Origin of the sequence: Pseudoalteromonas apostichopi (assembly GCF_030297135.1) — a bacterium.
Classification (GTDB): Bacteria; Pseudomonadota; Gammaproteobacteria; order Enterobacterales; family Alteromonadaceae; genus Pseudoalteromonas; species Pseudoalteromonas apostichopi.
The window spans coordinates 2,239,355-2,257,817 of the sequence record NZ_AP028065.1; the positions used below are offsets into that span (position 1 = coordinate 2,239,355).

Here is an 18,463-nt window from a genome sequence, read left to right on the forward strand (position 1 = left end):
AGTCGTGTTGGTTACAAAATAATTCTCATTAACTATTATTGCTAGGTATTTAAAATTACAAAACTTTTGACAGCGCTGGTTATAGGATTTTTCTGATCTTGCTTTAAATCGCCCTGCAGCCTTGTATTTATAGGGTTCTTGGACAACACTTTGTATATGTTTAAGCAACTAACCTGTGAAATGAAACGAGATTTAACTTCACAATTCAAGCAACCGGTGGTCATCTATATGATGGCCGCGTTTTTGCTATTGGTTGTTTTTAATATTTTCTTAAGTGATGTGCTGCACGACAAAGTGCATCGCACAGGGACTGAGCTTGCCAAACAGGTTTATGAGTTAAATCTCGACCCAGTTGCCTCGCAAGATATTATTGCTTCATTAGCTAAGAGCCAAGGCTTTGCTGTGAGTGTCAGTGACGTACCCTCTAACTTTGCAAATTTTATTAACCTTGAACAAGAGGTGTTTAGCTATAAAACGGTTAATCTACGTCTTTTTCATTGGCCTTCTTGGCTGGTCGAAAGCCACTTATTTATTTTCTTAAATTTAATCTTGCTTGGAGCAGGGTATTGGGGGTTTCGCTGGTGGAAAAAAATGTTCAAGCAATTGGCTGTCGTAGATAAACCAATAATTAATCCAACTAAGAAGCCGAGTATTCAGTCGGCGACAAAAAAAATAGCATCGCCAAAACCTTTAGGCCATCAAGATTTGAATATTTTGTATGGTGTACCCACAAATTATAATCACTTGTTTGCGTTGTTTTTTTGGAAGAACCCATTTCCTGCCAACCTCGACGTTGATAATTACTTTAAATTAGTAATAGCTAAAGGGTTTGGTGAGCTTGTAAATCGTTCTGTTAAATTGTTGCCATCTGGTGGTATTGCCGTGACCTTAAATAGTGTACCTGCTACTGAAGTCGACAAATACACTAAGCGATTACATCAAGTTATATATCAAGCTTGCTTAAACTACCGAAGTGACTTGTCTCGCTCTGATATTAAAATTGGCGTATGTAATTACCGTACAGGTGCCGATCAGGCCGTTGTATATCAGCTTACGAAATCGGCATTAGCATTGGCGAAACAAAGTGCTTGGCAGCATATTCACCGCTTGCCTTTTGGTCATACACAGTCAAGTATTTTGGCTGATAGCAAAGAGCACCTTTTTGAATATATAAAGAAAAAGCATTTTATGTTGTTTTTTCAGCCGTTGTTTGACTTACAAACAGGTGACATTTTGCAGCACGAGGCATTGATCCGCATACGCCATAAAAACTTAGGTTTGTTGGCTGCGCGGCACTTTATTCCGCACATGAGCAGTAAAAAAGATGTCTTGCTGTTGGATAAAACAGTGGTTTCGCAAGTGAAGAAAATGCTGGTGAACGAAACTGGCACATTAATAGTAAGCATCAATTTGCATGCAATGAATTGGTTTAATGATGAGTTTTGGGTTTGGTTTAAACAGCAAATGGATGATTTTAATTGTACAGAAAAATTGCAATTTGAACTCAGTGAAGATGATTATTTAAAACAACATAAAAAGCTTAGTGCACAATTTGAATGTTTAGAAACACTGTCGGCAGGTATTGTTATCGATAATGTTCGCAGTGCAGAGCATCTAGCAACTTATAAAAAAAATATCAAAAGTGTACGCAGTATTAAGCTGGCGTTTGAGCTTATTCACAATATTGATACTAATACTCAGCAACAAAAAACCGTTAAACAAATAATTACTAAAGGCACAGAATTAAACTTTCCAGTGTATGCGGTTGGGGTAGAAACTCAAAACGAACTCGCTACCTTGAAAAACCTAGGTGTAGTAGCTGCACAAGGTTTTTACTTTGCAGAGCCATTGCAAAGGCTGGCTGATATTACGCCTCATAGTTAGTCTATTAGCCTTCGATATTTAAGGCCATCTAAACCTTGCAGCCCACCAGTATGGACAGCAATAATGCGCGTTCCTTCACTAAAATAACCTTGTTCAATTAGTTGCCAAACGGCATAAAGCATTTTACCGCTATAAATAGGTTCAAGTGGGATTGCGTGTTGCTTAGTAAACGTTTGACAAAACTGCCACAAAGTATCGCTAAACTTTCCGTAGCCACCATCATGGAAATCGCAAAGTAGCTGCCAGTTTTGCTGTAGCATTGCTTTATTGCTGAGCTGCTTTATTTCCTCAATTAAATAGTGAGCTTGCTTTAACACTGCCACACCTAATAACTGAGTATGCTCTGGCATACCTTCAATTAAGCCCGCTAATGTGCCACCACTACCTGTTGGACAAACAAGCACATCACAACTTGGTAAGCTCTGTGCTAATTCTTTGCAGCCTAAAAGCGCTGCTGCGTTGGTGCCACCCTCGGGTAATATATACGCATTAGGAAACTGCTTTTGTAATTTTGCCAAATAAGTTTGATCGTGCCTTGAACGGTAAGTAATACGATTAACAGGGTGCAAGCTCATTCCACATTGTTTAGCGTAATTTAGTGTTGGGTTTGCTTCATCTAATTCGGGGCCGCGGATAATACCATGGGTTTTAAAACCAAATAGTTTGCCTGCAGTGGCCGTAGCATGGATATGATTTGAAAACGCACCACCAAAAGTGAGTAGCTCAGATTTCCTCTGTTGTTTCATAGCATCTAAGTTAAATTTTAACTTACGCCATTTATTGCCACTAATTTGTGGGTGAATAAGATCATCACGCTTGATACTAAGGTGAATTTTACGTGCAGTTAGTAATGGGTGATTAACAGTTTGTATTGGTGATTCAAAGAAAGTGTACACGGTATCATTCAGTAAAAAAACACATCCAATTGTAGCAAAGTTGTCTTACAGATAGAAATTAGTCAATTAAACCAAAATGATTTTGTTATTTACTGGCATCAACTAAGGTAATAGATGTAAACTCAGATAATAATTGAACAAAGCTTGTGTTTTGCTTTGCAAGTACATAGCATAAGAGTTTAATTATAAAAAAATAATAATGACCAAATAATTGCCGCTTTTTGGGAATGGAATATATGCGAATTGCTCCTTTATCTCTGTTAATTTCAGTTAGTTTGCTAGCAACTAGTGCATTTGCACAAGATACTGCTACGGTAACTGGCATTGAATCAGAGATCAGTAAAAAACAAGCCGAATACGATAACTCGACCCTAATCCTCGAAAAACACCTAAAAGAAGAAAGTCAGTTACAAAAACAACTCGAATTATTGCGCGCCCGCTCAACTGAGCTAGACAAAGAAAAGAATCAAGCGCTAGATGCAATGAACGAGATGTACCGCCGACTAATTGATGACCCAACCCTTGATATCAGCAATGCGCAGTCGCGCTATCAAAAAGCGGTTGTTGATCACAAACAAAACAAAGATGATATTTCGATGCAATTGGCGGCAATTGCTTCACATAGAAAAGACATTGAGCAAATTCGTGTATCAAAACATACACAGTTAAACACCTTAGAAAGTTTAAAAGAGCAGTTAGCAACGGCACGTGTTGAGCGTTTACGTAACGAATTCACTCGTGAAGGCACATTAGAGGTTAATCATACAATTAACTGTAAGCGCACTGAAACACTTGCTGCATGTGAACAGCGCGGCCAGCAAATGGGCTTACAAAAAGCCACTAAACGTTTTGTAGACCAAATTTTTGCTAACTTAACTGAAGAGCGTTTAGTTGAACCAAAACGCAACCTTGCTGGTGCACAAGTTAAGATTTTAAGTAGCCATGTAGTGAATAGCGCTTTTAGTGGGCAAGGTAACTACAACGTTAACTTAAGCGTGACGATGCGCGGTGATGTAAATAGTAGCCGTTTATGTAGCTTACTTAATTTAGACAACCGTTTTTGTGCAGACTATGGCACACCTTTAGCTGGAAACTTTCAGCCAAGCTACGGGACCACATATTCAGATAGTCAGTTAACATTCAGTGATCCTCAGGATAATGGGCAGGTGGTATCGGTTTCACGTATGAGTGAACAACCTGTAAGCGATTACTCTGTAAAAAAGCCAATAAAGGTTGAACCATTACCTGATCTAAAAAAATCTAAAATGGTTGAATTAACACTGCGTTCAAATGTTTATGATGACGAAGTGTTTATTGATGGTGTGAGCTATGGCGCAACTAGGTTAACGACATCATTACCAAAAGGTTTCCATGAAATTGAAATTCGCAAACGAGGCTACAAAAGCTATAAAGCGCGAATTGATCTGCGTAAAGCGCAAACAATTAATGCAAATCTAGTGAAAGTACCAGAACCAGTTGTTGCTGAGGTTACTACGGCACCAACTCAACCAGTAATAGCACCCGTGGCAAGTATTGTTAATAAAACCAGCTCTGCCAGCATTGTGGTTATACCCGCTGGTAAATTTAAGATGGGTGATATTAACGGCAACGGTTTAGCGAATGAACGTCCAGTGGTAGAAAAAACCATTGCTAATTCATTTGCAATGCAAAGCAAAGAAGTAAGCGTTGGCGAGTATGAGCAATTCGTTGCGAATACGGGCTACAAAACAGAAGCAGAAAAAGATCGCGGCTGTGCGTATTACTTAAATGGTGAACCAGTGTGGGAAGCAACCCTAAACTGGCGTAACCCAGGCTTTGATCAAGAAAGTGATTTTCCGGCGGTTTGTTTAACTTACAATGATGCCAAAGCGTATGCAGATTGGTTATCGGGTCAAACAGGCCAGTTATTTCGTTTACCCAATGAGGTTGAGTGGGAGTACGCTGCACGCGCAGGTAAAGAAACTGAATACCCTTGGGGTAACGAAATTGGAAAGAATCTAGCGAACTGTGGCTGGTGTGGTAGCGAATGGTCAAATAAGAGCGCTGCACCAACAGGATCGTTTTCTCCTAACGCATTTGGCCTATACGATACAGTAGGTAATGTGTGGGAATGGACAAACAAAAAGTCAGGACAGTCTGATGTGGCTGTTCGAGGCGGTGCATGGAATTTTGCCCCTAGCCTAGCACGCGTATCAACGCGCTTAATCTTAGCGCCAGATTTCCGTGCAAACTATATCGGTTTCCGTTTAGTACGCGAACGATAGGAATTTGAAAAGGAAGCAATGGATGCTTCCTTTTTTAGCAATTTAAATAAAGCAGTTGCGCTTTCTCATGATTAGCATGATAGAGTGAGAGCAGCTAGTATAAGAATGAATTTTTCAAAGGTCATCCAGCCTCATGTTTAAAAAACTCCGTGGTATTTTTTCAAACGATCTATCGATCGACTTGGGTACAGCCAATACCCTAATTTATGTAAAAGAAGAAGGTATCGTATTAAACGAGCCTTCAGTTGTTGCTATTCGTCAAGAGCGTGCTGGTGGCCCTAAGAGCGTGGCATCTGTAGGTACTGAAGCTAAGCAAATGTTAGGTCGTACTCCAGGTAACATTAAAGCGATTCGTCCAATGAAAGACGGCGTTATTGCTGACTTCTATGTGACAGAAAAAATGCTTCAACACTTTATTAAACAAGTGCATAACAACAACTTTATGCGTCCAAGCCCGCGTGTACTTATTTGTGTGCCTTGTGGTGCAACTCAAGTTGAAAAACGTGCTATTCGTGAATCAGCAATGGGTGCTGGTGCACGTGAAGTTTATTTAATTGAAGAGCCAATGGCTGCGGCGATTGGTGCAGGTTTGCCTGTATCTGAAGCAACGGGTTCGATGGTTGTTGATATCGGTGGTGGTACAACTGAGGTTGCCATTATTTCACTAAATGGTGTGGTTTACTCTTCATCTGTACGCATCGGTGGTGACAAGTTTGATGAAGCGATTATCAACTATGTACGCCGTAACTTTGGTAGTTTAATTGGTGAAGCAACGGCTGAAAACATTAAACACCAAATTGGTTCGGCCTTCAAAACTGACGAGCCAATTGAAATTGAAGTACGTGGTCGTAACCTCGCTGAAGGTGTACCGCGCTCTTTCACACTGAACTCACACGAAATCTTAGAAGCATTACAAGAGCCATTAATGGGTATTGTAAGTGCAGTGATGGTTGCGCTTGAGCAATCTCCGCCAGAGCTTGCGTCTGATATCTCTGCACATGGTATGGTATTAACAGGTGGTGGTGCATTATTAAAAGACTTAGATCGTTTATTAATGGAAGAAACCGGTATTCCAGTTGTGGTTGCTGATGACCCATTAACCTGTGTTGCTCGTGGCGGCGGTAAGGCACTAGAAATGATTGATATGCACGGTGGTGACGTATTTAGTTACGACTAATGAAGTTACTGTTTGGTCGTACCATCTCTTTGCAACTGCGACTTTTTGTCGCAGTGCTTTTGAGTGTCGTGTTGATCGTGGGCGATCGCTACACTCAAGGTGGTACAACAATCCGCACTAGTTTAAATACCCTGGTTAGCCCACTTATTTATCTTGCCAATTTACCCTATGAGTTATTTAGTATTGGCGCGAAGAATCTGCACACCCGCGAACAGCTATTAACTGAAAACGAAGCGTTAAAAAAGAAGCAGTTACTACAAAGCGAACAACTACAACAATTGCAATTTTTATCTCGTGAAAACGATAAGTTACGAGCGTTACTGGGTTCATCAGCTAAGCAATCAAATCGTAAAATCATTGCACAAGTACTCTCTGTTCACTCTAATCCGTATAGCCATCAGGTGGTTATTAACCGTGGCACAACTGATGGTCTAAGTGAAGGTCAAGCCGTCATTGACGAAATGGGGGTTGTGGGGCAAATCACTCAAGTGGGCTCGACTACTTCTCGAGTACTACTGATGACAGATACAACCCATGCCACACCAGTGCGTATTCTACGTAACGATGTGCGAACCGTAGTTGAAGGGATTGGCAAAATTAACGTAGTAAAGCTTTCGCACGTTCCGCATAGCCTTGATGTTCGCATTGGCGATATTCTGGTTACCTCAGGTCTGGGGGGCACGTTCCCAGAGGGGTATCCGGTTGCAGTGGTGACCGAAATTAACCGCGATGAAGGGCGTCCGTTTGCACAAGTTTATGCTGAACCCATTGCACAACTCGATCGTATTCGCTTATTGGTTGTGCTGTGGCGTAATCAGCAGGAGAGCATGAGCAATGAATAGTCGTCACTCTTTGCTGATTGCTATCAGTATTTTCTTTGCATTGGTTATGGCGTTAATGCCGTTACCGATTTCGTTTGAGCCCTATCGTCCAGATTGGGTGTTAATGGTATTAATGTATTGGTCATTAGCGGTGCCACACCGTTTAAATATTGGCACAGCTTGGGTGGTTGGTTTATTGATGGACCTTGCATCAGGATCGCCATTAGGTGTGAACTCACTGACTTATTCGGTGTGTATATTTATCACTGCTAGTAACTTCCAAAAAATTAGAAACTTTTCTTTATGGCAGCAAAGTATATTAATTGCTTTGTTTTTAACGCTTTATCACCTCATGCAGTTTTGGCTTAACCACTTTTTAATGGGCGTTTACTTTAGCCCCCATTATATGTGGCCAGTGCTAACCGGCATGCTTTGTTGGTGGTGGATTTTCTTAATTTTGCGTAAATATCGCCGTCATTTCAGGATTAGATAATGCAAACCGCAATTTATTTGGCGTCTGCATCACCGCGCCGAAAAGAGTTGCTCAGCCAACTTGGCGTTGAGTTTTCTCAATTTAGCGTTGATGCAGATGAAAGCCAGTTCCCAAACGAAGCCCCTCGTGACTATGTAGAGCGTCTTGCCAGACTCAAGGCACAATCAGGCGTAGCTATGGGTTACATTGACCGTCCAGTACTTGGCAGCGATACCGTAGTTGTAATTGATGATACCGCACTCGGTAAACCGCTAGACCAAGCAGATTTTACTACCACGATGAAGCGTTTATCTGGCCGTACCCATCAAGTGATGACGGCTGTGGCAATTGCTTATAGTGAGCAAGTAAAAAGCTGTCTTGTTGTGACTGATGTCACATTTAAAGTGCTCAGCGATGCTGAAATTGATGCCTATTGGCATAGTGGTGAGCCACAAGATAAAGCTGGTGGTTATGGCATACAAGGCTTAGGTGGGCGCTTTGTTAGCCATCTTTCGGGTAGCTATTTTGCAGTTGTCGGCTTACCTTTATATGAGACAGAGCAGTTATTAAACGAATTTTTAAGAGGGTAACATGAGCACTGAATTACTGATCAACGTTACACCGAGCGAAAGTCGCGTTGCGCTTATCGAAAATGGCGTACTGCAAGAGATTCAACTAGAGCGAATTGGCAACCTAGGTATTGTCGGTAACATTTACCTAGGTAAAATCAGCCGTGTTTTACCAGGCATGCAAGCTGCGTTTGTGGATATTGGCTTAGAGAAAGCTGCCTTTTTACATGCATCGGACATTGTAAACAGTGCCTCGATTGTGGAAGGCGTTGATGAGCAGCCAATAAAGAAAGTACAAGATATTCGTGAGCTTGTGCGCCAAGGTCAATATATCATGGTGCAAGTGGTTAAAGACCCTCTTGGAACCAAAGGTGCACGCTTAACAACTGATATCACCATTCCTTCACGTTACTTAGTGTTCATGCCAGATGCGACTCATGTTGGTGTGAGCCAGCGCATTGAAACTGAAGAAGAACGTTTACGCTTAAAGAAAATTGTTGCTGAATATGGCGATGATGATGGCAGCTTTATTGTTCGTACCGCAGCAGAAGGTGCGTCGGAAGCTGAGCTACGTCATGATGCTGAGTTCTTAAAAAAACTGTGGCAAAAAATTGTTACTAAGCGTAAAAAAATCAGTAAAGAAAGCATCTTGCATGAAGACTTAACACTCGCTTTTCGCACTTTACGTGACTACGTAGGTGAAGACATGGAGCGTATTCGTGTTGACTCAAAGCTCACTTATCAGGAGCTTAAAGAGTTTACAGAAGAGTTTGTGCCTATCTTATCGGGAGCACTTGAATATTATCCTGGTGAGCGGCCTATTTTCGATTTATTCGATGTTGAAACCGAGATTCAAAAAGCACTCCACCGTAAAGTTGAGCTTAAATCGGGCGGTTATTTAATTATTGACCAAACCGAAGCGATGACAACCGTTGATGTAAATACTGGTGCGTTTGTTGGTCATCGTAATTTAGAAGAAACCATTTTTAATACTAATATCGAAGCGACCTCTGCGATTGCACGTCAACTGCGGTTACGCAACTTAGGTGGCATCATTATCATCGACTTTATCGATATGGTCAGTGATGAGCACAAGCGCCGAGTATTGCACTCGCTTGAGTCAGCTCTTGCAAAAGATCGTGCAAAAGCCAACATAAATGGTCTATCTGCACTAGGCTTAGTAGAGATGACCCGCAAGCGTACCCGCGAAAGCTTAGAGCATATCCTTTGTGATGTGTGTCCTGCGTGTTCCGGTCGTGGTTCACAAAAAACGGTAGAAACAGTTTGCTACGAAATTTTACGTGAAATCGTTAGGGTAAACCGTGCTTATGCGGCTGATAAGTTCATGGTTTATGCCGCTCCTTCGGTAAGTGAAGCGCTGATCAACGATGAGTATCACAATCTTGCAGAGCTGGAACTATTTATCGGTAAGCAAGTCAGTATTCAAACAGAGAGTTTATACAACCAAGAACAGTTTGATGTGGTAATGATGTAATGAAGGCAAAAACGGTCTGCTTTTATTGTTTACGTAAGTTATGGCAAGTATTTGCTATCACTCTCGTACTGCTGGCCGTTATTGTCTCTGTTGTGAAGTATTCACTCCCTTATGCGAATGACTATAAAGATGATATTGAAGCGTTTTTGTATGAACGTTTTGATGTTAATTTAGCGATTGGTTCTATCTCGGCTAGCTGGCAGGGCAAAGGTCCTGCCTTAGTCATTGAAGACATTTCGTTTGAAGATAACCAAACCTCACCCATCGCACTAACCATTGATAAAGCCAGCCTTGAAGTAAACTTATGGGAGTCGGTGAAAAGCCGTCAGCTTAAATCGAGCTACTTTGTGATCAATGGCTTTCATGCTGATGTTGATTTACCCACTATGCTTGATTTGGGTAATAACCAGCAAGCAGGCAACTTTGAGCAAAAAGAACTGATTGAAGGCTTATTCCTTGGTGAAACAGGCCACTTTGCAGTGCAAGACAGTAGCCTTAACCTTACCCTCAGTGATGGCAAAGAGCGTAAGCTGATCCTTGAAAACATTGTTTGGCAAAATACCCCAGAGCAGCATCAAGGCTCGGGAACATTAGCGTTACCGGGGATTTCTGTTGGTAGCTTTGACGCCCGTATGGCACTTAATGGCTCAACCCTCGAAAGCATGGCTGGTGATATTTATGTCCAAGCAGCGAACGTCGATGTGTCTAAGTGGTTGGCGCAATATATTAATACTGACAAACAGCAGCTTAATTCAGACATCAACTTAAAGACGTGGTTTAGCCTTGAGAAAGGCCTGATCAGCGATGTAAAAGTGCAGTGGTTACCTAGCTTTATCAACTGGCAGCAAAACCAAGAAGCACATCAAATTAGCTTAAGTGAAGGTGGCTTTCATTTATTTCCAAAGCAAAATGGCTGGCGCTTAAAAAGCACCGGACTCACGTTTGAAAGTGACTTAAAAGAATGGCCGACCTTACAATTTGAAGCTCAACTTGGCGATAAAAGCCAAATCTGGCTTAAACAATTTGATTTTGCATTACTCGCCAAGTTATCGCAGTTAAGTAACTTTGAGGTGCTAGCACCATTTTTAGCACGCCAACCCAATGGTCAATTAAGTGATGCCTATTTAGAATTAGGTCAGCAAGATAAGTGGCAGTTCTGGTTTCAAGGTGAGCAAATTAATTGGCTATCGCTGCAAGGGATTCCTGGTGGGCAAGCTATTCGTGTTGATGGCTTAATTAATCAATCAGCTGGTCGAATTCAGTTATATGGCGAGAATAATCAACTGCTCACGAACGGCAGCTTTAGCCAAGATATTGCTTATAACCAATTAAATGTCGAGCTAGACCTTCATCGTTACGACGATGGCTGGCGTATTAGTAGCGATAATATCTGGCTTGATAACGACGAAGTTACCCTTGCAGCTGAGATGATGCTTAGTCTTACTGATGAGCCGCGTTTAGATTTATATGCTGAAGCCTATGCCCCTGATGCCAACGTAGCTGGGCATTATTTCCCATTACCTGTGATGAGCGAAAAGTTGGTTAATTACCTCAATGGGGCAATTAAGGGCGGTGAAGTAAACAAAGCTCAAGTGTTGTTTTCTGGGCCATTTAAAGGTTTTCCATTCAAACAGCAGCAAGGTCAATTTGAAGTTTTAGCGAATGTTGAGAGTGCCAAATATAAATTCTCACCGAGCTGGCCTACAGTTGAAAATGCTAACGTCATTTTACATTTTGAAAATGAGCGCATGGATATCTATAGCAAGTCAGGCAAGCTAGTTAATTTATCTCTCGGAGAGAGTGTGCACGTCAGTATTGCAGATTTAATGAATGCAGAGATACTAAAAGTTGCTATAAACAAGCGCGCCCATGGCAATAAGCTTAATCCTTTCTTTACTGAGACTCCGCTTGCAAAGCCTTTAGCAAGTGTCTTTGAAGTCGTGCAACCTCAAGGTGAAGCAACCGCCGAGATTGAGCTGTTAGTTAATTTACGTTCTGGTCATGTTGATGCGATTGGTGAAGTTGAACTTGCAAATATTCCGGTTTACCTTGCACAACCGGGGATCACACTTAATAACATGACTGGTATCGTTAAGTTTAATAACGATAAAATCGACCTAAAAAATGCTAAAGCAAACTGGATGGGGATGCCACTCACTGCGAGTTATAACAGCGAAAGCGTGGCTGATAACTACCTCGCAGAAATTGATATACAACTGGCGCTTGAAGCTGAGCCTTTAATTGAACAAGCCCATGGTTTGCTTGCAGGTTACTTAAGCGGTCAAAGCGATGTTGATATTAATGTTTCACTTAATTTTTTACCGAATGATTTCAATTATCGTGCAGATGTGAGTGGCGACTTAATCGGTGTGACTAGCCAGTTGCCGGCACCTTATAACAAGAGTTCAGAGCAAAGTTGGCCATTAACCGCGGTGGTACAAGGCGACCGCATCTCAAATCTGATTACTGCTAATATCGATGAGCAGCTTTTCTTTAATGCGATTTTAGATAATGGTAAACAGAAATTTAGTAATGCCCATTTAATTTTAGGCGCACAAGATTTAGGTCTTAATCGTGAAGGTTTTGCTGTATCTATCGATTTGCCAGAAACTAAAATAGTGCCTTGGTTTGGCTTAATTGATCAAATTATTGCGCTCACAAAAGTGAAGTCTGACGCGCCAAGTGTGATGCCTGCATTCAATAACGTAACGGGTAAATTTAATAAGCTGGCATTACATAATATCGACTTTAATGATTTTGAATTTCGCTTAGCACCAAAACAATCAGACTTAGAGTTAAGGTTAAATGCTAAAGAATTACGTGCCGACGCACTTATTCCAACCGGTGAAACGCGCAGACCAATTCAAATTTTTACTGACTATCTGCGTATTAACTTCAACGAAGTAGCAGAGCAAGCAGATCAAGTTTCTGAACCTGAAGATTTAAGATGGTTAACTCGTGTTCCAGCTATCGAGTTTAACTGCGAAGATTGTAAAGTGGCAGAATATCAACTCGATAAAATTAAAAGCAGCTTAGTAGGAGAGCAAGGTAAACTCTTGTTCACTGAGCTTGTTATTGACAAAGGCGATCATGTATTGCGTGGTAAGGGGCAATTTGCTGATGGTCAAACACGCTTTACTGGTAACTTACAAAGTGACGATATCGGTGAGTTATTTGATGAATTTGATATCACAACAACAGTAAAAGATTCTGATGCCGATATTAAGTTTGATCTTGCATGGCAAGGCGCACCTTATAACTTTGACGTACCCAGTTTAGCGGGGGAGCTAGATTGGCGTTTAGGTGAAGGTCACCTTACAGAAATTAGTGATGGTGGTGCGCGGGTATTCTCATTACTGAGTTTAGATTCGTTAGTGCGTAAGCTGAAACTCGATTTTAGAGATGTATTCTCTAAAGGCTTTTTCTATAACAGCATGCAAGGCACGATGCAGCTAGAAAAGGGCATTGCTTACACTCAAGATACCAAGCTTGATGGTGTACCTGCCGATTTAACGATTAAAGGCCACACTAACTTAAACACCTTTGAAATTGATTACGACCTGGCTGTTGCACCGCAGGTAACCTCAAGTATTCCTGTTATTGTGGCATGGATGGTCAACCCCGTAAGTGGTCTTGCAGCGCTGGCAATCGATAAAGTAATTCACTCGGCACGAGTGATCTCTGAGATCAACTTTAAAGTAACAGGGAGTATGAATGATCCTGTAGTGAAAGAGCTTGATCGTAAGAGTCGTGAAGTGACGTTACCGCAAGCTGCGCAAAGTCAGCCACAGTCGTCGACGCAATTAAAATTAAAAGATGCCGCATCTTCAGCGAGTTTAGGTAACAATGAAGACTAATCATCAACCACAGGTTGTCGCAGTACAAATGTGCTCAAGCATGAATGCTGAGCAAAACCTCGCTTTTCTAGCAGATACACTGACCAAGTTACCTGCTACTCGGCCATTGCTTGTGTGTTTACCTGAAAGTTTTTTGATTTTTAGTAAGCACAGCCAAGCAAGCTATGAATTAGGTCAACAGAGTGAGGTTTATAAAGCGAAACTTGCCGATTTATGTAAGCAGCATGATATCTGGTTAGCTGCTGGTACCCTCCCTGTTTCGCAGCAAAATGGTAAGTATTTAGCTGCCTCGTTTTTATTTAATAACCAGGGTGATGTGGTTGCACAGTACAATAAAATTCACTTATTTGATGTAGATGTTGCCGACACGACGCGCAGTTACCGAGAGTCTGATGCGACGCAGGCGGGCGAGGATATTGTGGTGGTTGATTCGCCATTTGGTAAAATTGGCCTAGCAGTATGTTATGATCTACGTTTTAGTGGCTTATTCACCGCGATGCAGCGACAAGGGGCTGACCTCATTTTAGTGCCAAGTGCCTTTACTACAGTCACCGGCGCTGCTCATTGGCATATTTTATTAGCTGCGCGCGCAATCGAAACACAATGTTATGTGGTTGCCGCAGCACAGTGGGGCGAGCACGAGAATGGCCGTCACACTTATGGCCACAGCATTATTATTTCACCATGGGGAGAAACGCTCAGTGAGCTTGCCTCTGGTACTGGGTTTATCAGCCATTGGCTTGATTTAAACCGCTTGAATACAATTCGCCAAGACATGCCTATGCAGTCTCAGCAACGATTTAGAGAGCATTTATTATGAACACGGTTGAACAGCATTTATTACATGACAGCCAACTAACGAGAGAAGAATTAGAAAAAACGCTCGCTTTTATTCATCAACACCAAGTTGATTATGCCGACCTGTATTTTCAATCTAGTCACCACGAATCTTGGGTGCTTGAAGATGGCTTAGTGAAAGAAGGTTCTTACAACGTTGAACGCGGTGTGGGTGTGCGTGCTGTTAGTGGTGAAAAAACCGGTTTTTCATACTCAGATGCGATTAATCTTGAAGCGTTAAATAAAGCCGCAACCGCGGCGCGTAGTATTGCCAATGCAGGCGAAAACAAAACGATTCAGGTGTTCAGTGATGTTGCTGCTAAAGAGCAGTATGCGCCGCATCAACCTATTCAAAGCATGAGCAATGATGACAAAGTAAGTCTGCTACGTGAGCTTGAAAGCTATATTCGTCAATTAGCACCTGATGCTGAGCAAGTGATCAGTTCAATGTCGGCGGTTTATGAAGAAGTGTTAATTGCTGCAAGTGATGGCACCTTTGCAACCGATATTCGCCCGCTTATTCGTTTAAATTGTTCAGTGTTACTTGAGAAGAATGGTCGTCGTGAGCGCGGTGGTGCAGGGGGCGGTGCTCGTTTAGATTATGGTTATTTTAAAGAGTTAGTCGATGGCAAACCGCGTTGGATGGAATACGCGGAAGAAGCTGTTCGCCAAGCGAAAGTAAACCTAGAAGCTATCGATGCACCTGCAGGTAGCATGGAAGTAGTACTAGGTGCAGGTTGGCCGGGCGTGTTACTACACGAAGCGGTAGGTCATGGCCTAGAAGGTGACTTTAACCGTAAAGGCGCATCAGCTTTTAGCGGTAAGGTAGGTCAAAAGGTTGCATCTGAGCTGTGTACAGTCGTGGATGATGGCACCATTGCTGATCGCCGAGGTTCATTGAACGTAGATGACGAAGGCACTCCTGCTGCGTATAACGTGCTTATTGAAAACGGTATTCTAAAAGGCTACATGCAAGATAAGCTAAATGCGCGTTTGATGGGGGTTAACCCTACCGGTAATGCGCGCCGTGAATCGTACGCTCATTTACCTATGCCACGTATGACCAACACTTATATGTTAGGTGGAGAGCACAGCCAAGCCGATATTATCAGCTCGGTGAAAAAGGGTATCTTCGCGCCTAATTTTGGTGGCGGCCAAGTGGATATCACGTCAGGTAAATTTGTATTTAGCGCCTCTGAAGCCTACTTAATTGAAAACGGTAAAATCACGCAACCTATCAAAGGTGCCACACTAATTGGTAATGGCCCAGAAGTGATGCAGCAGATCTCAATGGTAGGGAACGATCTAGCACTTGATAAAGGCGTTGGCGTGTGCGGTAAAGATGGCCAAAGCGTACCTGTTGGGGTAGGTCAACCAAGCCTTAAAATTGATAACTTAACGGTGGGTGGTACGGCTTAATATTCCCTCATTATAGTTATAATGAACGCGAGGGTAATCCCTCGCGTTTTTGTATTAGCTTACTAGCATCCATATACCCGCGGCTATCATAAATAAGTTCTCACTCAGTGAGATAAAGCCGAGCGGCACATTACTGTCGCCACCAACACAGGCGCATTTCAGATCTCGTTTATCGATATACACAGCCTTAATAACCGATACTGCACCTATACCACCAATAAATAATGAAAATGGGGCAACAGCTAAGGCAGGTAATTCAGCTACCATACCTATCGCTACATACGCCTCAATAAACGGGTATACATAAGCGTAGGGCACAATTCGCATCGCTAGTAAGTCATAGGTAATAAATGAGTTAGAAAAGCTGTATAAGTCTTGTAGCTTTTGTATCGCTAATACCGCCATTGATACTGCAACGAACAGCGTCAGGTTTTGCAAAGAGAATAAAGCCTCACCGCTGGCATAAGTAAAACCGCAGCTGAGTAGCATAGCGACCGCAAAAATGGCTAATACAGGCGTGTAACTGGTGCCCAGTTGGCCAGCCTTAGGTAGATTAAAAAAGTCGCGCAAATCATCGTAACCACCAATGCGTTTATCATTGATAAAGGTTTGTGGTGTGGTTTTTACATCATGCTGCTGTTTGAATGCGTCAGTTTGTTCACGGCTGGTTAAGTGACGATCGTCAACATCGTAACCATGTCGCTCTAATAAATCTTTTGATTTTAAACCGAACGGGCAAATATGCTCATCGGTCACCATGCGGTATAAAATTGCAGACTTAGACACAGTGCCTCCTTGTAAAAATGCCTTGAGTACTGCGTAAAAGTTGCTTAATTACACAGTAAACAAGGGCAAATTGTTGCTATAACTGGTTACTTTATTAACAGTTACAAGGTTTGTGCCAGCACTGTTTATTGCTTGGTTATGGTTAAAATAGCATCCATTACTGGGTCTACACCTGCAAAGTAGTCTTTTGCAGAAAGCGTAATTGGCATATCGGGCGCTAACCAAATACGATGGTCTTCAGCTCTGCTTTGCTGGTGGAATTGGCTCGAAATAAGGCCTGTTTGTTTACTGTATGGTAGGTTAAACCAGCCTGCTTCACCTGCCACGTTAGGGCGGGTGCCTGATGGTTCACCTACAAAAATTGCTGGCACTATATTGGTAATCTTAACTGCTAGATCATGGCCTGCCGAAAATGTATTGCGGCCAATTGATATAAATAACTTTCCTTGTGGCTTTAATACTTTAAAAAATGCGGCCGTTGCTACCAAAGGTGGGGTGAGCGAGCCATTACCACCACTGTTATGGCGAAGGTCTAGCACCATATGCTCAATGTCATCATGTTTGATTTGTGCTTGTAGCTGCATAGCAAATTCAGCAAGGGTGAGATCTTTGCTATTACGTACATCATTGAATTGTACATACAGTAATTTATTCGCTTTTATTTGTTCGCTCCAAAACGGTGTGTTGTTTTTCGCTAAGTATCTAAGCGTAGGGTGTTCAGCAAGTTTTGGTAACTTAGGAAAACCTGCAAATTGCATTGGCTTGAGCGCTGGTGTAACTGTGGTGAGAGCGCCTTTTGGCGAGCTGAGCGTGAGCGTTACCTCGTTACCTTTGCTAATGCCAAGCCCGTTTAGTACATCAAGCAAACTTAAATAATATGGTCCCAGCCAAAGGGTTTGCATTTCATTATCGCGAGCATTAACACGTTTAGTTAACTCAAGAGCTTGCTGGGCTGGTGTATCGGCAAATGCCTCAACTTTATGGCCAACATATTGCTGGTAATCGCTACTTGCTTTGGTGATGTATAAGCCGTCACTAAATTGATAAAACTGAAATGGTAGTTGCTGAAAGTTGCCTTTTTCACCCCATGCTGGGATCAATAGATTATGACCATTGCCAAGTAACGCAATTAGCTCCATAAACTGAAAAACAATTTGCTGATCAGTCAGAACAGGAATCGATTTATCAATCTCAGCTACTTTTTCTGCAAACTGTTGTGAGCTCATGTTTTGATACATTGCCACGTGTAAACGTTTAATCTCTGCAACTAAAAACGCTAAATCGGCGCGCCATTTTTGATCTCGATTGAGCTCAGTATCTAAATCATTACCTGCAAGTGATTTGTAACTGGCTGATTGCGCAAAGCGTTCAAAGTGAGGATTAGTACCAGATTTAAATAAGCTGGTGCCAGCAAGTGTTGGGCGGTCATCCCATCTTGCTGCCAGTGCTTTTTTAAGCCAATATTCTGCTTGCTGTTGGTTGTTAAGCTCTGCGTATGCCTCTGCAATTTTCACCATTAAATCGTTAGGGTTACTGGCCCCATTAGGAATGCCTTTTAAGCTAGTCCCAATTGCAAGTGCGCGTTGCAAAGCATTGCTGGCATTTTGATAATCAGCCAATTGAAAATAACTGAGACCAAGTAAATACCAAGTATCGCCATCATTTTGATATTCATTAATGAGCTGTTTTGTGAGTTTATTCACCAGAGCCCAGTTTTGTTGTTTAGCTAATTCTATAGCCGTTGTTTTCGATTGAAAGTAAGCGATTGGGTCGCTTGCACCAACACGACTTGGTTGCACTTTTAAGGCTTGATTTGTTACCTCTAAAGAATGATTCGTTGCTAAAGCAAAGCTCGAAAAGCTTATTAATAGGCACAATGTTACTAGTAAAAAATAGGACTTGTACATCTGGAGTCTCAAAGCTGTTTTTTGTTTAAATTAGCGTTAGGGCTGTAAAAAAGCGTCCTAAAACAGGATTTAGGACGTT

General features: G+C 42.0%; 13 protein-coding genes. 10 read left to right on the forward strand and 3 right to left on the reverse strand.

What is annotated here, in order from left to right; translation table 11 throughout:
- Positions 1-156: 156 nt before the first annotated feature.
- Positions 157-1,884 (forward strand): EAL domain-containing protein, encoded by a 1,728-nt coding sequence (locus QUE86_RS10100; protein ID WP_178926556.1) that lies wholly within the window; start codon positions 157-159, stop codon positions 1,882-1,884.
- Here QUE86_RS10100 and QUE86_RS10105 read toward each other — a convergent pair.
- Entirely contained in the window at positions 1,881-2,780 is a 900-nt protein-coding gene (locus QUE86_RS10105; protein ID WP_233786783.1) for a 1-aminocyclopropane-1-carboxylate deaminase/D-cysteine desulfhydrase, read from the reverse strand. The two genes, QUE86_RS10100 and QUE86_RS10105, sit on opposite strands and share 4 nt — an antisense overlap.
- 236 nt (positions 2,781-3,016) lie before the next feature.
- Between QUE86_RS10105 and QUE86_RS10110 the strand changes: the two genes are divergently transcribed.
- The 9 genes from QUE86_RS10110 to tldD all read left to right on the forward strand — a co-directional run bounded on the left by QUE86_RS10110 (position 3,017) and on the right by tldD (position 15,691).
- On the forward strand, positions 3,017-5,044 hold the full coding sequence (locus QUE86_RS10110) for an SUMF1/EgtB/PvdO family nonheme iron enzyme (RefSeq protein ID WP_130049776.1): 2,028 nt from the start codon (positions 3,017-3,019) through the stop codon (positions 5,042-5,044).
- Between the two features lie 133 nt (positions 5,045-5,177).
- Complete coding sequence (locus tag QUE86_RS10115) at positions 5,178-6,221, forward strand: rod shape-determining protein (RefSeq protein WP_054552787.1); 1,044 nt, start codon at positions 5,178-5,180, stop codon at positions 6,219-6,221.
- Positions 6,221-7,063 carry a rod shape-determining protein MreC gene (gene mreC, locus QUE86_RS10120; RefSeq protein ID WP_130049775.1) on the forward strand — a complete coding sequence of 281 codons (843 nt, stop codon included), beginning with the start codon at positions 6,221-6,223 and terminating at the stop codon, positions 7,061-7,063. The genes QUE86_RS10115 and mreC overlap by 1 nt, the downstream gene beginning before the upstream one ends.
- Entirely contained in the window at positions 7,056-7,535 is a 480-nt protein-coding gene (mreD, locus tag QUE86_RS10125) for a rod shape-determining protein MreD (RefSeq protein ID WP_054552785.1), read from the forward strand. Before mreC ends, mreD begins: the two co-directional genes overlap by 8 nt.
- Positions 7,535-8,104 carry a Maf family protein gene (locus tag QUE86_RS10130; RefSeq protein WP_286256980.1) on the forward strand — a complete coding sequence of 190 codons (570 nt, stop codon included), beginning with the start codon at positions 7,535-7,537 and terminating at the stop codon, positions 8,102-8,104. The genes mreD and QUE86_RS10130 overlap by 1 nt, the downstream gene beginning before the upstream one ends.
- A gap of 1 nt (position 8,105) precedes the next feature.
- On the forward strand, positions 8,106-9,578 hold the full coding sequence (rng, locus tag QUE86_RS10135; protein ID WP_130049773.1) for a ribonuclease G: 1,473 nt from the start codon (positions 8,106-8,108) through the stop codon (positions 9,576-9,578).
- Positions 9,578-13,435, forward strand: coding sequence for a YhdP family protein (locus QUE86_RS10140; protein WP_286256982.1), 3,858 nt, complete (start codon positions 9,578-9,580; stop codon positions 13,433-13,435). Before rng ends, QUE86_RS10140 begins: the two co-directional genes overlap by 1 nt.
- Positions 13,425-14,255, forward strand: a complete 831-nt coding sequence (locus QUE86_RS10145) for a carbon-nitrogen hydrolase family protein (RefSeq protein ID WP_286256985.1) — start codon at positions 13,425-13,427, stop codon at positions 14,253-14,255. Before QUE86_RS10140 ends, QUE86_RS10145 begins: the two co-directional genes overlap by 11 nt.
- On the forward strand, positions 14,252-15,691 hold the full coding sequence (gene tldD, locus QUE86_RS10150; protein WP_130049770.1) for a metalloprotease TldD: 1,440 nt from the start codon (positions 14,252-14,254) through the stop codon (positions 15,689-15,691). The genes QUE86_RS10145 and tldD overlap by 4 nt, the downstream gene beginning before the upstream one ends.
- A gap of 54 nt (positions 15,692-15,745) precedes the next feature.
- Here tldD and QUE86_RS10155 read toward each other — a convergent pair whose 3' ends face one another.
- Positions 15,746-16,477 (reverse strand): glutaredoxin family protein, encoded by a 732-nt coding sequence (locus tag QUE86_RS10155; RefSeq protein WP_286256987.1) that lies wholly within the window; start codon positions 16,475-16,477, stop codon positions 15,746-15,748.
- 125 nt (positions 16,478-16,602) lie between these two features.
- Positions 16,603-18,384 (reverse strand): hypothetical protein, encoded by a 1,782-nt coding sequence (locus QUE86_RS10160; protein ID WP_286256989.1) that lies wholly within the window; start codon positions 18,382-18,384, stop codon positions 16,603-16,605.
- Between the last annotated feature and the right edge of the window lie 79 nt (positions 18,385-18,463).

Bases quoted from the DNA above. Each gene is read 5' to 3' on its own strand.
- mreD (WP_054552785.1), top strand. From the start codon at position 7,056: ATGAATAGTCGTCACTCTTTGCTGATTGCTATCAGTATTTTCTTTGCA.
- rng (WP_130049773.1), top strand. From the start codon at position 8,106: ATGAGCACTGAATTACTGATCAACGTTACACCGAGCGAAAGTCGCGTT.
- QUE86_RS10115 (WP_054552787.1), top strand. From the start codon at position 5,178: ATGTTTAAAAAACTCCGTGGTATTTTTTCAAACGATCTATCGATCGAC.
- QUE86_RS10140 (WP_286256982.1), top strand. From the start codon at position 9,578: ATGAAGGCAAAAACGGTCTGCTTTTATTGTTTACGTAAGTTATGGCAA.
- tldD (WP_130049770.1), top strand. From the start codon at position 14,252: ATGAACACGGTTGAACAGCATTTATTACATGACAGCCAACTAACGAGA.
- QUE86_RS10160 (WP_286256989.1), bottom strand. From the start codon at position 18,384: ATGTACAAGTCCTATTTTTTACTAGTAACATTGTGCCTATTAATAAGC.
- QUE86_RS10110 (WP_130049776.1), top strand. From the start codon at position 3,017: ATGCGAATTGCTCCTTTATCTCTGTTAATTTCAGTTAGTTTGCTAGCA.
- mreC (WP_130049775.1), top strand. From the start codon at position 6,221: ATGAAGTTACTGTTTGGTCGTACCATCTCTTTGCAACTGCGACTTTTT.
- QUE86_RS10100 (WP_178926556.1), top strand. From the start codon at position 157: ATGTTTAAGCAACTAACCTGTGAAATGAAACGAGATTTAACTTCACAA.
- QUE86_RS10130 (WP_286256980.1), top strand. From the start codon at position 7,535: ATGCAAACCGCAATTTATTTGGCGTCTGCATCACCGCGCCGAAAAGAG.
- QUE86_RS10145 (WP_286256985.1), top strand. From the start codon at position 13,425: ATGAAGACTAATCATCAACCACAGGTTGTCGCAGTACAAATGTGCTCA.